This is a genomic window from Chryseobacterium sp. FH2, from assembly GCF_001045455.1.
Taxonomy (GTDB): Bacteria; Bacteroidota; Bacteroidia; order Flavobacteriales; family Weeksellaceae; genus Chryseobacterium.
Map to the genome: position 1 here is coordinate 529,434 of NZ_LFNE01000001.1, position 13,933 is coordinate 543,366.

At 34.8% G+C, this 13,933-nt stretch carries 15 protein-coding genes; 7 read left to right on the top strand and 8 right to left on the bottom strand.

What is annotated here, in order from left to right:
- Window positions 1-4 precede the first annotated feature (4 nt).
- Complete coding sequence (locus tag ACM39_RS02650; RefSeq protein WP_048509444.1) at window positions 5-910, top strand: hypothetical protein; 906 nt, start codon at window positions 5-7, stop codon at window positions 908-910.
- An 11-nt stretch (window positions 911-921) separates the two neighbouring features.
- Here ACM39_RS02650 and ACM39_RS02655 read toward each other — a convergent pair whose 3' ends face one another.
- The 4 genes from ACM39_RS02655 to ACM39_RS02670 all read right to left on the bottom strand — a co-directional run bounded on the left by ACM39_RS02655 (window position 922) and on the right by ACM39_RS02670 (window position 5,863).
- Window positions 922-2,475 (bottom strand): tetratricopeptide repeat protein, encoded by a 1,554-nt coding sequence (locus ACM39_RS02655; RefSeq protein ID WP_082140503.1) that lies wholly within the window; start codon window positions 2,473-2,475, stop codon window positions 922-924.
- 12 nt (window positions 2,476-2,487) lie between these two features.
- Complete coding sequence (locus ACM39_RS02660; protein WP_048509446.1) at window positions 2,488-3,099, bottom strand: YdeI/OmpD-associated family protein; 612 nt, start codon at window positions 3,097-3,099, stop codon at window positions 2,488-2,490.
- Between the two features lie 5 nt (window positions 3,100-3,104).
- A complete protein-coding gene (locus ACM39_RS02665) occupies window positions 3,105-4,244 on the bottom strand; it encodes a serine hydrolase domain-containing protein (protein WP_048509447.1) in 1,140 nt (379 codons plus the stop codon).
- 77 nt (window positions 4,245-4,321) lie between these two features.
- Window positions 4,322-5,863 carry a glycine--tRNA ligase gene (locus ACM39_RS02670; protein ID WP_048509448.1) on the bottom strand — a complete coding sequence of 514 codons (1,542 nt, stop codon included), beginning with the start codon at window positions 5,861-5,863 and terminating at the stop codon, window positions 4,322-4,324.
- 45 nt (window positions 5,864-5,908) lie between these two features.
- On the opposite strand from ACM39_RS02670, the gene ACM39_RS19145 reads away from it, so the two are divergent.
- The 3 genes from ACM39_RS19145 to ACM39_RS02680 all read left to right on the top strand — a co-directional run bounded on the left by ACM39_RS19145 (window position 5,909) and on the right by ACM39_RS02680 (window position 8,094).
- On the top strand, window positions 5,909-6,061 hold the full coding sequence (locus tag ACM39_RS19145) for a hypothetical protein (protein ID WP_165585081.1): 153 nt from the start codon (window positions 5,909-5,911) through the stop codon (window positions 6,059-6,061).
- A 28-nt stretch (window positions 6,062-6,089) separates the two neighbouring features.
- Complete coding sequence (locus tag ACM39_RS02675; RefSeq protein ID WP_048509449.1) at window positions 6,090-6,785, top strand: pseudouridine synthase; 696 nt, start codon at window positions 6,090-6,092, stop codon at window positions 6,783-6,785.
- A 271-nt stretch (window positions 6,786-7,056) separates the two neighbouring features.
- Window positions 7,057-8,094 (top strand): quinone-dependent dihydroorotate dehydrogenase, encoded by a 1,038-nt coding sequence (locus ACM39_RS02680; RefSeq protein WP_048509450.1) that lies wholly within the window; start codon window positions 7,057-7,059, stop codon window positions 8,092-8,094.
- 22 nt (window positions 8,095-8,116) lie between these two features.
- On the opposite strand, the gene ACM39_RS02685 is transcribed toward ACM39_RS02680, so the two are convergent.
- Window positions 8,117-9,010, bottom strand: a complete 894-nt coding sequence (locus tag ACM39_RS02685) for a hypothetical protein (RefSeq protein ID WP_048509451.1) — start codon at window positions 9,008-9,010, stop codon at window positions 8,117-8,119.
- A 24-nt stretch (window positions 9,011-9,034) separates the two neighbouring features.
- Entirely contained in the window at window positions 9,035-10,279 is a 1,245-nt protein-coding gene (locus ACM39_RS02690) for a DUF445 domain-containing protein (RefSeq protein ID WP_048509528.1), read from the bottom strand.
- Window positions 10,280-10,386: 107 nt separating this feature from the next.
- On the opposite strand from ACM39_RS02690, the gene msrB reads away from it, so the two are divergent.
- The 3 genes from msrB to ACM39_RS02705 all read left to right on the top strand — a co-directional run bounded on the left by msrB (window position 10,387) and on the right by ACM39_RS02705 (window position 12,108).
- Window positions 10,387-10,830, top strand: a complete 444-nt coding sequence (gene msrB / locus ACM39_RS02695) for a peptide-methionine (R)-S-oxide reductase MsrB (RefSeq protein WP_082140509.1) — start codon at window positions 10,387-10,389, stop codon at window positions 10,828-10,830.
- A 128-nt stretch (window positions 10,831-10,958) separates the two neighbouring features.
- Window positions 10,959-11,720, top strand: a complete 762-nt coding sequence (locus tag ACM39_RS02700; RefSeq protein WP_048509453.1) for a murein L,D-transpeptidase catalytic domain family protein — start codon at window positions 10,959-10,961, stop codon at window positions 11,718-11,720.
- A gap of 1 nt (window position 11,721) precedes the next feature.
- Window positions 11,722-12,108 (top strand): hypothetical protein, encoded by a 387-nt coding sequence (locus ACM39_RS02705; RefSeq protein WP_048509454.1) that lies wholly within the window; start codon window positions 11,722-11,724, stop codon window positions 12,106-12,108.
- A gap of 147 nt (window positions 12,109-12,255) precedes the next feature.
- On the opposite strand, the gene fabF is transcribed toward ACM39_RS02705, so the two are convergent.
- Both fabF and ACM39_RS02715 read right to left on the bottom strand, forming a co-directional pair.
- Window positions 12,256-13,497, bottom strand: coding sequence for a beta-ketoacyl-ACP synthase II (gene fabF, locus ACM39_RS02710; protein WP_048509455.1), 1,242 nt, complete (start codon window positions 13,495-13,497; stop codon window positions 12,256-12,258).
- Between the two features lie 2 nt (window positions 13,498-13,499).
- Window positions 13,500-13,925, bottom strand: a complete 426-nt coding sequence (locus tag ACM39_RS02715) for a PaaI family thioesterase (protein WP_048509456.1) — start codon at window positions 13,923-13,925, stop codon at window positions 13,500-13,502.
- Window positions 13,926-13,933: the final 8 nt, after the last annotated feature.

A 13,933-nucleotide genomic window follows, 5' to 3' on the forward strand; every position in this document is an offset into this window, starting at 1 on the left:
ACAAATGAAATTAAATTATAAAAATATATTGTTTTTAGCTTTAGGCCTTTCTATCTTTCCTTTAGATAAAATACATGCGCAGATAAGCGTAGGAGGAAATAATCCCAGCTCAGCTAATGCATTGGAAGTAAATTCCACTGAAAAATTTATTGTTGATAAAACAGGGAAAATAGGTATCGGTGTTGCAGCTCCGAAATTGGGTGTCGATTTAAGAAACGGAACTAATGGCTCTATGGCAATAAGAATGACGAATCAAACCGCTGCAGAAGCAGGAGCGGGCGCAATGCGATATAATCCTAATCCTGCAATAGGAGTTCAGGGATACGTAGAATATTCTGATGGTTCTGTATGGGTTCCTATTCTTCCATATGGAAAACCAAGGATTGTAGTAATGGCAGAAAAGACAAATAATAACTGTACGGTTTTTGAGCCGGGACTTTGGGGTGTGGGAAATTATACGGATGGAATTCCTGGTAAATCGTCTACATATTTGACCTCATGGACGGAAAAATTAGATTCTGATTCAGGACAGCCCAGGGCCAACTTCGATCCTGTAACAGGGGAATTTATTGCGCCAAGAGCCGGAGTATATTTTGCTACCTTTACTTTCGCACTTGCATCTAGCCAGGTTAATACAAATTCCGGACAAAACCAGACAGAAGCTATTTGGGAAGTAAGAAATTCCTCTAATGTTGTAACGCAAAGAGTTAAAACGAATAATGGTTATCCTCAGGATACAGGAAATTCTCCAAATGCAGTCATTGTTGGTTCAGCTTGTACGGTGAGTGTTTATCTGAATGCAGGAGATAAATTAAGACCGTTTGTGTGGGTAAATGTTGCATGGGATACAGATAAACGGCCGCTTCTTAATACCGGAGGCTATAACGTTTTAACGATTGTTGAACAATAGTCTGAAAGCGGTTAAACTTTATCGAGAGCTTTTATAAATGCAGAAGGATGTATTCCCACAATCTTTTTGAACTCAAGAGAAAAAGCGCTGTGGGAAGAATATCCTGTAATTTCGGCAAGATGGTTGATTTTATACTTTCTATATTGCAGCTCATTTTTGAGTTTATCCACAATAAAATTAATACGTAAGTGATTGATATATTGATTAAAGTTGAAATTCTTATGTTTTTTAATAACTAATGAAAGATATTTTGTATTAACGTTCAGTTCATTGGCTAAATTATATCGCGAAATATTTTTACTATTGAAATGAAGGCTCTTTTCAAAATTTTCCAGACCTATTAAAATATTTTCCTCTAATTCAGGGGAAATTTTTATATCCTGAGTAATGCTTTTATTAGTTTCATGGTCTTCAGAAGATTCTTGTATATCTTCCTCATAGGAAATGGGAGTAATCCCGTTTTGGTAAACCTGGGAAATGATTTCCATATGTTTTTTTCTAATCCGGATGGCTTTAAAAATAACGATTCCGAGAATAAGGATTAAAATAATGCAGACAGCAATAAGACCCTTGGAAATAGAGTGGCTTTCACTAAGTTTTTCATCAAATTTTTTTTCTTTTGCAGAAAGCGTTTTATTAACGGCCATTTTTTGATTGTAAGCAATACTGTCTTTCAGCTCGAGGTGTTCTATTTTGTATTTTTTTGCATTGGCAGGATCATTCAGTTTTCCATAGGCTTTTTCCAGGTTTTCGGTGATTTCTATCTTTTTTTCATTAAAGCCATATATGTTGGCAATTTGCAGCGCTCTTTGATAATAAAAAACAGCACTGTCTATTTTCTTTTGTTCTGAAAATGAGAATCCTAAATCATGAAGGATATTACATCTGAGATAATTGTTATCAATCCCCACTAGGGCAAGCGCGTTTTTAAAACAGGCTTTCGCTTCCTCAAACCTCTTTATCTCAGAAAAAGTATAACCCATGTTGGTATAGGCGGAAACAAGAAGCTCACTTCTTCTTGCTGAATTTTTGATTTTTTTAAACTCCTGAATTGCATTCTTAGAATAATATTCTTTTTTTGCGTACTCTTTTTGATTTAAAAGGATTAAAAATGAATTATAAATCATTCCTTTTAATTCGTGTCCTTCATCCGTGTTGTCATTTTTTACTTCTGAGATGGCGTTATTCAGGCTTTCTGAAGATTCTTTCAAAAGGCCAAGTTTTGCATATTGGGTTCCCTGCATTCGGTAAGCTAAAGCTTTTCCGACAGGATAATTGTTTTTTTCTGAAATATGCAGCGCTTTTTCTGTAAAATCCAGTGTAGTTTTGGCGTCAGATTTTAGGTAAGAATTGAATGACTTTAAATAATAAGCCTTTGCCAGGTAATTTGGCTGGTTTTCTTTTTTCGCAAATTCGATGATTTGATCAAGAACTATTTCTGAGCTGTCCGGATTTTTATTAGAAAGCGACCTTGCATATTTATACTTATTCTCAAAATCAAATGTCTGAGAATGGATATGCATAAAGAAAATAACGAAAAAAAGGAAAAGTATTTTTTTCTTCATCTTTATTTTAGGTTATTTTTTTTCGTATTTCCAATTTCTGCCTTTATTCTCTGCGATCCATTCCAAGGATTGCTCCATCCGTTTGTTTCGGGTTGCTTCAGTTTTGGTTTTGGTAATCCAATTGATGTATTCTTTTCTGAATGAGGATGATGCGTTGTTAAAATTATCCAGTACCTTTTTGTTTTTGCTTAATGTTTCCAGAAAATAATCAGGAATTTCTATTTCGATCTTTGAAGATGATGCTTTTTTCACTGTAATGCCCATATCAGTAAGTTCCATCGCTTCTTTAATGGCATTTTTAAGCTGAGGTTTTAATGGAAGATCTTTAATGTTGGTAATTTTCCCTAAACTGAACATTGAATTTTTTTCTATGTCTTTGGTAATTTCCTGCATGGTTTTCATTTCCCTTTCCAACCAAAAGCCGAAGGTACAATGCTGTTTAAAAGAAGCCATCGAGCAAAGGATTTTTCCTTTATATGTAAAGTTGGGGAAGCTCCATTTCATAGCTTCTTCTACATCAGGACAGCATTCATGAACAAGTTCGCGGAGATAATTCAAAACGGGTTTGGCAAAATCCTGAGATTTTTCAATATATTCATCTACTTTTGGACTGTGTTTTTCCATGATCTTTATTGAAATAATTTTACGGTTTCATTGACAAGAAATTTTACCTGATCTGGTCTTCCTCGATCATTTTTAGGTAAATTATTATAGCTGCCGGTCCTTACAATCACCATATTGTGTTCAGGAATCATGATAATATATTGACCTTGAAGGCCTAAAAAATAATAATGTTTTATAGGACTGTCATAATTAATCCAGAATCCCATGCCGTAAATTCCATCAGATTTGCCGGTTGGAGTTCTCATTTGATTAATGAAGTCGGGATTTAATATTTGTTTGTCGCCTACTTTTCCATTATCCAAAAATAATTGGCCAAGTTTTGCAAAATCTCTGGAATTTGAATGAATGCAGCAATATGTTTTTTCCATTCCGCTTTCATCAGTGCTCCATTCTGCGTTTTGTTCCATTCCCATCGGAATCCAGAATTTTTCGGAAAGATAGCTTGCTAACGTTTGATTCAATGCTTTTTTTAGCGCAAAACCCAATAGCTGAGTTGAGCCGCTTTGATATTCGAATCTTTCACCTGGATTTTCTTTAAATTTCCTTGAAAAAGTAGCTTGTATGAGACTTTTACCGTAATAAGCTTTGGCATTAGGAAGAAACGGGTTCTTATAATTTTCATCCCAATCCAATCCGGATTCCATTTGAGCTAAATTTTTTAAGGTTAAATCTTTTGCAAATTCCTTATTCTTAAATTCATCAAAAAAAGTTGAAAATTTTTCATCACTACTGTTGATTTTTCCTTCTTCAACAGCTTTTCCTAAAAGCATTACGGTAACGGCTTTCGCCATCGAAAAAGAATTTGTTCTGGAAAGCTGGGTATACCCGTTCCAATATTGCTCATGAATTAATTTCCCATCTTTTACCACAAGAAAGGACGCCGTATTTGAATTAATTAAATCATCAACTATATTTTTCGGTAGAGTAGTGTTGTTGTATTCAGGATCTTCTTCCCAAAGCCTTGGGGATTCTGTATCGATGAGGTTGTGAGAGAAAAACTTTCCATCATCGATATGGGCGCTTGATTTTCCTTTCAGATAGGTTTTAGAAATGCCATTAAAGATGTATCCGTATCCCAAAGCATAGATAAGAATAACAAATACAATGATAAAGATCAGAAAGCTTTGCAAGATGAATAACCACATATTTTGGATGATTAGTGTAAAACAAATCTATTCAAAAAAAGTGTATAAAAAAAGCCTTGAAAAATCAAGGCCTTAATCTATATTTTAGAAAGTAAATTTCTGAAATTTGTTTTCTCGTCGATAATTCTTCTCAACTCTGAAACAGGAACTCTCTCCTGCTGCATTGTATCTCTGTCTCTGATAGTTACCGTATGGTCTGTAAGGGAATCGTGGTCAATCGTGATACAGTAAGGAGTACCAATCGCGTCCTGTCTTCTGTAACGTTTTCCGATAGCATCTTTTTCTTCGTAGAACAGGTTGAAATCGTATTTTAAATCATTGAAAATGTTTTCCGCATATTCTGCCAAACCGTCTTTCTTCATTAAAGGAAGAATAGCAGCTTTGATTGGGGCAATGGCAGGAGGAAGAGATAAAACTGTTCTTTCCGAACCGTCTTCCAATACTTCATCTTTTAAACAGTTTGAAAATACAGCTAAGAATAATCTGTCTAAACCTACAGATGTTTCTACAACATAAGGAACATAATTTTCGTTTCTTTCCGGATCAAAGAATTGAAGTTTTCTTCCTGAATGCTTCTCATGAGCTTTCAAATCGAAATCTGTCCTTGAGTGAATACCTTCCAGTTCTTTAAAACCGAATGGGAAATTAAATTCAATATCAGCTGCAGCATTTGCATAGTGAGCCAATTTCTCATGGTCATGGAATCTGTAATTGTCATCACCTAAGCCTAAAGCTAAATGCCAGTTTAGACGTTTTGTCTTCCAATTTTCATAGAATTCCAATTCTGTTCCCGGAGCCACAAAGAACTGCATTTCCATTTGCTCAAATTCACGCATTCTGAAAATAAACTGTCGTGCAACAATCTCATTTCTAAATGCTTTTCCGATTTGTGCAATACCAAAAGGAAGTTTATGACGTGACGTTTTTTGTACGTTTAAGAAGTTAACAAAAATACCCTGAGCTGTTTCCGGTCTTAAATAAAGATCCATCGCAGAATCTGCAGAAGCACCTAATTTAGTTCCGAACATTAAATTGAACTGTCTTACTTCAGTCCAGTTTTTAGAACCTGTGTCAGGATCAGCGATTTCAAGCTCTTCAATTAAAGCTTTTACATCAGCAAGGTCTTCATTTTCCAATGATTTTGCCAATCTGGAAAGAATAGCTTCTCTTTTTGCTCTGTATTCCAACACTTTCGGATTCGTAGCAACAAACTGATCTTTATCGAAAGATTCGCCGAATCTTTTCGCCGCTTTTTCAATTTCCCTATTTTCTTTATCTTCAATTTTAGCACAATAATCTTCTACCAAAACGTCTGCTCTAAAACGTTTTTTAGAATCTTTATTGTCAATCAGTGGATCGTTGAAAGCGTCTACGTGGCCCGATGCCTTCCAAGTTGTTGGATGCATCAAAATTGCTGAATCAATGCCGACAATATTTTCGTTAAGCTGTACCATTGCTTTCCACCAATATTGTTTGATATTATTTTTTAACTCGGCACCGTTTTGTCCATAATCATAAACAGCGGATAAACCATCGTAGATCTCACTAGAAGGGAAAATAAAACCATATTCTTTAGCGTGAGAAATCACTTTCTTGAAAACATCTTCTTGCTTTGCCATAATTTTTTTACGTCTGAAGTGCAAAAATAGTGAAAATGTAGGAAGATGGAAGCGGGAAGATGGAAGTTTTTATCATACAGAAAATTAGGAGCAGAGAACCCGCTTTCTCCACTCGTTATTTTTTGGTTTCGGCGCGGCAGCGAAGCTGCCGCGCCGAAACCAAAAAATAGCTTAAACATGCCGTTCAATCAGGGCTAAATCGCCTGAAAATCTCTACTTTTGCCAAATGTTAGAAATTCTTTATCGCGACGAACATCTTATTGGCATCAATAAACCCAGTGGCTTACTGGTTCATAAATCTTTTTATACAGGAGAAGCCGATACTTATGCTATTCAGGAATTGAGAAATCAGATTGGACAAAAAGTTTATCCGGTGCATCGACTTGATCGAAAAACTTCGGGTGTTTTGTTATTCACGTTAGATAAAGAAACATTGAGAATAATGAGTGATCGTTTCGCAGCCAAAGAAGTAGAAAAAAAATATATTGCAATTCTTCGTGGCTGGGCGAAAGAAGAAGAAACGATCGATTATGATTTGATTAATGAAAACGAAGTCAAGCAAAATGCAATCACCTATTATCATCGTTTACAGACTTCGGAAATAGATTTACCTTTTTTAAAACATCAGACTTCAAGATATTGTTTGGTAGAAGCGATTCCTGAAACGGGAAGATTTCATCAGTTGAGAAAGCATTTTAAGCATATTTTGCATCCTATTTTAGGTTGTCGAAAACACGGTTGTAATAAGCAGAATAAATTATGGCTTCAAACATTTGGTATCAATAAAATGACGCTTCACGCCCATCAATTGATTTTTAATCACCCTATTTCTAACGAAAGAATTACTGTAAATGCGACTCTAGATGATGAGTTCAAAAGAGTAGGAGATATTTTGAAATTCGATTTGAGTGCGTATTCTTAACTTAAATGCAAAGTTTTAATTGTTCGATGCTTTGATTTTAGAAAAGCAAAGACAAATGAATTTGCTTCGCAAAGCGTAAAACATAGCTTCATCAAATCAACCTGTTGATTAATACTTGCTCCTTAAAAATTAGTCAAGTAAAATAAATCTCTGTTTCAAAAAATAATCTGCAAATTTTATAGATAATATTTATAATACATTTTTCCATAAAATATCATACGTTAACTAAACATTAATTTTAAAATGAGTATTTTTGTAAAACTTTTTTTCAATGTACAAATCGCTCATTCGCCCGATTCTTTTCAAATTTGATCCTGAAGAAGTTCATCATTTTACATTTTCAATGCTGAAAAACTTTGGATTTCTTACCAAATTATTTTTTCCAAAACCTATTGAAGACAAACGTCTGGAAAGAGAAGTTTTCGGACTAAAATTTAAAAATCCGGTCGGTTTAGCTGCAGGCTTTGATAAAAATGCTGTTTTGTTTAATGAATTGGGAGATTTAGGTTTCGGATTTGTAGAAATAGGGACTGTAACTCCAAGAGCGCAAGCCGGTAATCCTAAAAAGAGACTATTCCGTTTGATAGAAGATGGCGGAATCATCAACAGAATGGGCTTCAACAACGATGGTCTTGAAGCTGCCATTGAAAAATTGAAAGGAAATAAAGGAAAAGTAATCATTGGTGGAAATATTGGAAAAAATACGGATACAAATCCGGAAAATTATACTCAGGATTATCTTAAATGCTTTGAAGGCCTTCATCCCCATGTAGATTATTTTGTACTAAATGTAAGCTGCCCGAATGTAGGAAGCCATGCAAAACTTGAAGACGTTGAATATCTTCGCGAATTAATTACAGAGGTAAAGAAAATCAATGGGTCAAAACCTTTGCAGAAACCAATTTTATTAAAAATTGCTCCAGATCTGAATAACAATCAGCTTGATGAGATTGTCGAATTAATTGCAGAAACGAAAATCGACGGAGTAATTGTTTCCAATACATCAGTAAACCGGGAAGGTTTGAAAACGTCACCGGAAGTTTTAGAGCAAATAGGAAATGGCGGTCTAAGTGGAAAGCCTATTCGTGAGAGAAGTACAAAAATGATTAAATATCTTTCCGAAAAAAGCAACAGAGCTTTCCCAATCATCGGAGTTGGTGGAATTCATTCTGCAAAAGATGCGATAGAGAAGATGGATGCGGGAGCAAGTTTGATTCAATTATATACGGGATTTATCTATGAAGGACCGGAGTTGATTAACGAAATCAATAAAGAACTCCTGAAAAGAGCAGGCAGATTACCAAGATAAATGAAAAAAGAGTTTTTAAGCTCTATTTTTTATTTGATTTTACAATAGTTGCGTTTTTGATGTCAACTGTAAAAGTATAAGCCGAAGAAGATGTTGTTTTAGGAATTTTAAAAGTCAACATTTTTCGATCTTTGGATTTTGTTTCTTTTGCATCGTAAATATTTAAAAGGCAACTTTCTGTAAGAAATTCTTCATAGTTTTTATAATTCCAGTCCTTTGTAAAATATAAAATTCTATAACCTTTTTCACCGTTACTTGCTCCACACATTCCGCAAGCATTGAAATTTGACGAATGCTCAAAGTACAACAGAACCCGATTTGCATTTTCTCCGGAAACGTAAGAAATCAATTGATTTCCACCGTGTTTATTAATAAAATCAAACGTATTTATCTTTTTATTATTAGGCAAAATCAAATAATTATTGTAGCGATAAACCATATCATTCCCGGTAAACAATTTTGCGGGCTGAGTTTTTTTATTTAAATAAAAATTTCCTAAAATTGGGTTCTCTTTGAGGTTATTTTGCTCAAATACAATATTTTCCTTAGGATTTAGTGTTTCTGCAATTTCTGCCGTTTTTTCTACTTTCTGTGGTGAAGTAATTTGCTCTTTGAAAATTTTAGAGTTTTGCTTTTGTTGAGATCCAAAGTTGTATAAAGACAGCTTTCCATAATCGTAAATACCCGTTAACGGAATTTTTTTCTGGTATTTATCGTAATAATACCATCCGTCTACAAAATATTGATAAAGGTTACAGTCGGCGATTCCGGCAAAATAAAGTTGCATGGTGATAGGAATTCCCGCAATTTCTCCTTTAAAAATTTGAGATGAATCTGTTACTTTCTTTAATTCAACTTTTTGACAGGGGGAAAATGTCAAACTTAAAAAAAATAATAGGGTTAAAAGTTTTTTCATGGCTGGTTATGATTAGTTTAGTTTTCAGAGGAAAAAATGAGAGACAGTATAAATAATCAGCCCTACCAATCCACCGACTAAAGTTCCGTTGACCCTGATAAACTGAAGGTCTTTTCCCACTTCCAGTTCCAGTTTTTCGCTTAATTCTTTTCCTTGCCAGTTTCCTACGGTGGAACTGATAAGGTGCCCAAATTGATGGGTATTTTTCAAAATATATTTATAAGCGGTTACACGAACCCAATTGTCAATTTTGTTCTGAAGATTTTCGTCAGTTTTAAGATTTTGTGAAAATTCATTCAGGTTTTTGGTGAGGTATGTTTTTAATGAAGAATCATCTTCCTGAAGTTCATTCATTACTGTTTTTTTGATAGAAATCCAGATATCGGCTGAGTATTCTTCGAGCTTTTCGCCTTTCAAAAGATCATTTTTAATATTTTTAAATTCATCATCCCATTTCGGATCTTCTTTTAAATCAACTGAAAAATCATGGATTTTTTTCGTAATTAGATTCCTGATTTCATGTTCCGGATCTTCTTCCACCTCCCTGAAAAAACCGGAAAGGCCGCTCGCAATTTTATCGGCAATTTTATTGTCAACAAAAGAAGGAATAAAAGAATAGCTCCCTTCTTTCACACGTTTCTGAATCATTTCATCATTTTCAATGATATATTCTTTAATCTGTTTTGAAAGATTGGTAATGATTCTCTGATGGTCATTTTTTTCTAAAATATAGTGGATTCCGTTTCCGACGATTTTATTTAGTTTAATATCATTTGTCATTTCAGAAACCTTTTTGCTGATAAACTGACTTACCGTAGAATCGTCTAGTTTATTGAGGATATCTAAAACAATGTCAGAAATATTTTTAATCAGGATTCCTTGATTTTTTTCTTTATTAAGCCATTCTCCGACAAAATTTGAAATCTTCAGCTTCTGAATATATGGCCGGATATTTTGAGGGGACAGAAAATTGTTAACTACAAAGCTCCCCAGATTGTCGCCCAATTTTTGTTTGCTGTTTTCAATCAAGTTAGTATGTGGAATCGGTAACCCAAGCGGATGACGGAAAAGTGCTGTCACAGCAAACCAGTCAGCTAAAGCACCTACCATCGCAGCTTCGGAAAAAGCGCGTACATATCCAATCCAATGAGAATCGTTGGTTTTCTGCAGAATCGTTGTAATGATAAATACAGCGGCCATCAATAGAAATAATCCTGTGGCAAATGCTTTGTATTTCCTTAATTGTTTTCTTTTTGCTTCATCATTCATATTCTCAAATTTAGTAAATTTGGGTATGAAATTTTTAATTTCAATTATACTAATTGTTTTTCTGCCCATTGGGTTCGCAGAATTATCAACCTATCAAAATTACATTTATGGAAAATAAAGCAAAAAACAATCCATACTATTCAAGAACAGACACTGCAAAACTTAATATTTCTAAGGATGAATGGAAAAAAATTTTAGCTCCTGATTTGTACGCGGTTTCAAGAGAAGCGGCAACAGAAAGAGCTTTTACAGGAAAATATAATGATTTTGACGAAATCGGAGAATATTATTGTGCGGTTTGCGGAAATCATTTGTTCCGCTCGACTTCAAAATTTTCGAGCAGTTGCGGCTGGCCAAGTTTCTTTGAGGCTGATAAAGAAGGTGTTTATTATAAAAAAGACATAACGTACGGAATGGAAAGAGTAGAGGTACTTTGTAAAAGATGTGATTCACATTTAGGGCATGTTTTTGATGATGGCCCTAAGCCTACCGGACTGCGTTATTGTATGAATTCTATCAGCCTGGATTTTGTTCCGGATTCTCAAAAATGAACCGTATTTGCTCATGAAATCAGTGAGTTAAAGTTTCTTAAATTGAGTTAAACTTTTTAGAGTTATTCTTTTTACATAATTATGTTTTTATACATTTGCTGACTCAATTGGATTTAACATAATATTGAATGAAAGGATTGTATAGCTTATTAGGTATTGTTTACATGGTAACTACTTCATTTTATCTGTCTCCAAGAACGGTGATTGTAAAGAATGAAATCAGTACAAAAAAAATTGAAAGATTAGCTGATGCTAAATCTGAAAAGACTTCTACCAATACATCTTCTGCAGAAGAATTGTATAAATCTATTACATTTGATGAAGGGCACGAACTTAACGAAGAAGTTTTCTTTAAAGCTTTAACAGGTTTTGAAAATTTGAAGAAAGCTGGTTTGCTTAATCAGGAGGCTCATTTATTGACTGTATGTGATTTTTCAATGTCTTCCAACACGAAGAGGCTTTGGGTGATTGATACAAATGAAAGAAAAGTATTATTCAATTCGCTGGTTGCCCACGGAAAAAATACAGGTGAAGAATTTGCGACCAACTTTTCGAATACCAACAGTTCGCTCCAAAGCAGCCTGGGATTTTATATCACAGATGCTACTTATAACGGAGATAACGGGTATTCTTTGAGATTACTGGGAATGGATAAAGGTTTTAATGATGCAGCTTACAAAAGAGCAATCGTGATGCACGGGGCAGACTACGTAAGTGAAGAATTTGCAGCAATGCACAAAAGAATCGGAAGAAGTTGGGGATGCCCTGCTGTACCGAGAGATTTGACACAGCCGATCATTAATACAATAAAAGGAAGAAATTGCCTTTTCATTTATTATCCTGATCAGAATTATCTTTCCAAGTCAGAATGGTTGAAAACATCAGTTTAAAATGGATGATAGTTCAGAATTTATTTCTGCGGTAAGATTATTTAATGGCACCGCTGGCTCAAGTAGTTTTGAAATAGGAAAAATTCCTGTTTTGAAATCGATGAATACCTCTACTTTTTGGGTCAGCAATACAACTGAAGAATGGGAAAAGACAGATCATCCTGCTCCGACAAGGCAATATGTTGTGACATTAAAAGGGAAAATCAGATTTAAGGTAAGTGATGGTTCAACATTTCTTATTGAGCCCGGAATTATTCTTTTAGCTGAAGATGTTGAAGGAAAAGGACATAGTTGGGAAATAGAGGAGGGAGACATATGGGAGAGGCTCTATATTCCTATTGTCGAAAATGCTGAAAGTTTTTTTATTCCGGTTCGCAATAAAAGATGATTTAGAATTTAATCTAAATAAATTAACTTCTAAAATAAAATCAGTCAAAATTATTTTGACTGATTTTATTTTTATTCAGGTTTTTCGACTTATTTATCATTCTGACAAACGAAAAAGAATTTAAGTCTATTTTAGAGCTAGGAAAGATTAACTAAACTTCTTAAAAATCAACGTTGCATTATGGCCTCCGAAGCCAAAAGCATTACTTAACGCGTAAGTGATATCTTTCTCTTTAGCTTCACCAAATACAATATTAATATCTTTCGGAATATCTTCATCAATGTTATGAAGATTAATTGTCGGAGGAATAATTCCGTTTTCGATCGCTTTGATGGAAAGAATGGCCTCCGCAGCTCCGGCTGCTCCCAACAAATGACCAGTCATAGATTTTGTGGCGCTGATATCAAGGTTTTTATTTCCTTTAAATAATTTATTGATACCATTTAACTCAACTAAATCCCCAAGTGGGGTAGAAGTCGCGTGTGGATTTATATAATCAATATCATCTATATTTATTTCAGCCTCACTCAATGCTAATTGCATTGCCTTGATAGCCCCGACTCCATCAGGATGAGGAGCAGTCATATGATACGCATCAGCTGTCATCGCTGCCCCGACTAATTCTGCATAGATTTTTGCACCTCTTGCTTTTGCATGCTCATATTCTTCAAGAATTAAAGCTCCTGCGCCTTCTCCCATGACAAAACCATCTCTGTCAGCATCGTAAGGACGGCTGGCGGTTGTAAAATCATCATTTCTTGTAGACATCGCTTTCATAATGGAGAATCCGCCGATAGAAGCGGGTGAGATTGCTGCTTCAGAACCCCCGCTCACAATTACTTTAGCCTTTCCGAGACGGATATAATTGAAAGCATCCATCAAAGCAGTATTTCCGGTAGCACACGCTGAAATTGTTGTATAATTGATTCCCTGAAGCCCAAATTTCATGGAAATCATTCCTGAGGCCATATTGGCAATGAACTTTGGAACGAAAAAAGGATTAAAACGGGGATTTCCGTCTCCTTTTGCAAAGTTTGTTACTTCACTTTCGAAAGTCCACATTCCGCCCTGTCCTGTTCCCCAAATTACCCCTGTATCAAAGGGATCCATGTTTTCAAGCTCAAGCCCGGAATCTTTAAGAGCTTCTGCAGATGAATACATTGCATATTGTGTGAAAAGATCACTTTTTTTAATTTCATTATGAGTTAAATAAACTTTTGGGTCAAAATTTTTAACTTCACAAGCGAAATGTACTTTAAATTTTTCTGTGTCGAAATGAGTGATTTTAGTGGCCCCACTCATTCCATTAATACTGTTTTGCCAGAATTCGTCCACATTATTTCCTAAAGGCGTCACTGCGCCTAATCCTGTAATGACAACTCGTCTCATATTTAGTGGTTGATTTTAAATAAATTAGAGGTTCCTCTTGCAATAAGACGCGTTTTATCTGCATTCCATATTTCGCATTGCGCATTCACAAATTGTTTTCCTCTTTTAATGATTTTAGTTTCGGCTACAATATTATCATTTTCTTTTGCAGTTGAAAAATAATCAATCATATTATTGATGGTTGTTATGAAAGAATTTTCGTTTAATGAAAACATTGTTGCCCCTATAATATCGTCCATAATTGCAGCAGTTACTCCGCCGTGAAGATTTCCGATGGGATTCAGCCATTCCGGTCTTACTGTATATTGAAATTCCAGCTGACCTTCTTCTACAGCAAGAACAATAGGATTGAGCCATTTCATAAAAGGAGAGGGTGATTGATCAAATTCTTTTCCGATGAATTGTTTTAATTGTGCTAATCTATCCATACTTTCAA

Coding starts and splice junctions, on each gene's coding strand:
- ACM39_RS02650 (WP_048509444.1), top strand. CDS start 5: ATGAAATTAAATTATAAAAATATATTGTTTTTAGCTTTAGGCCTTTCT.
- ACM39_RS02655 (WP_082140503.1), bottom strand. CDS start 2,475: ATGAAGAAAAAAATACTTTTCCTTTTTTTCGTTATTTTCTTTATGCAT.
- ACM39_RS02660 (WP_048509446.1), bottom strand. CDS start 3,099: ATGGAAAAACACAGTCCAAAAGTAGATGAATATATTGAAAAATCTCAG.
- ACM39_RS02665 (WP_048509447.1), bottom strand. CDS start 4,244: ATGTGGTTATTCATCTTGCAAAGCTTTCTGATCTTTATCATTGTATTT.
- ACM39_RS02670 (WP_048509448.1), bottom strand. CDS start 5,863: ATGGCAAAGCAAGAAGATGTTTTCAAGAAAGTGATTTCTCACGCTAAA.
- ACM39_RS19145 (WP_165585081.1), top strand. CDS start 5,909: ATGGAAGCGGGAAGATGGAAGTTTTTATCATACAGAAAATTAGGAGCA.
- ACM39_RS02675 (WP_048509449.1), top strand. CDS start 6,090: ATGTTAGAAATTCTTTATCGCGACGAACATCTTATTGGCATCAATAAA.
- ACM39_RS02680 (WP_048509450.1), top strand. CDS start 7,057: ATGTACAAATCGCTCATTCGCCCGATTCTTTTCAAATTTGATCCTGAA.
- ACM39_RS02685 (WP_048509451.1), bottom strand. CDS start 9,010: ATGAAAAAACTTTTAACCCTATTATTTTTTTTAAGTTTGACATTTTCC.
- ACM39_RS02690 (WP_048509528.1), bottom strand. CDS start 10,279: ATGAATGATGAAGCAAAAAGAAAACAATTAAGGAAATACAAAGCATTT.
- msrB (WP_082140509.1), top strand. CDS start 10,387: ATGGAAAATAAAGCAAAAAACAATCCATACTATTCAAGAACAGACACT.
- ACM39_RS02700 (WP_048509453.1), top strand. CDS start 10,959: ATGAAAGGATTGTATAGCTTATTAGGTATTGTTTACATGGTAACTACT.
- ACM39_RS02705 (WP_048509454.1), top strand. CDS start 11,722: ATGGATGATAGTTCAGAATTTATTTCTGCGGTAAGATTATTTAATGGC.
- fabF (WP_048509455.1), bottom strand. CDS start 13,497: ATGAGACGAGTTGTCATTACAGGATTAGGCGCAGTGACGCCTTTAGGA.
- ACM39_RS02715 (WP_048509456.1), bottom strand. CDS start 13,925: ATGGATAGATTAGCACAATTAAAACAATTCATCGGAAAAGAATTTGAT.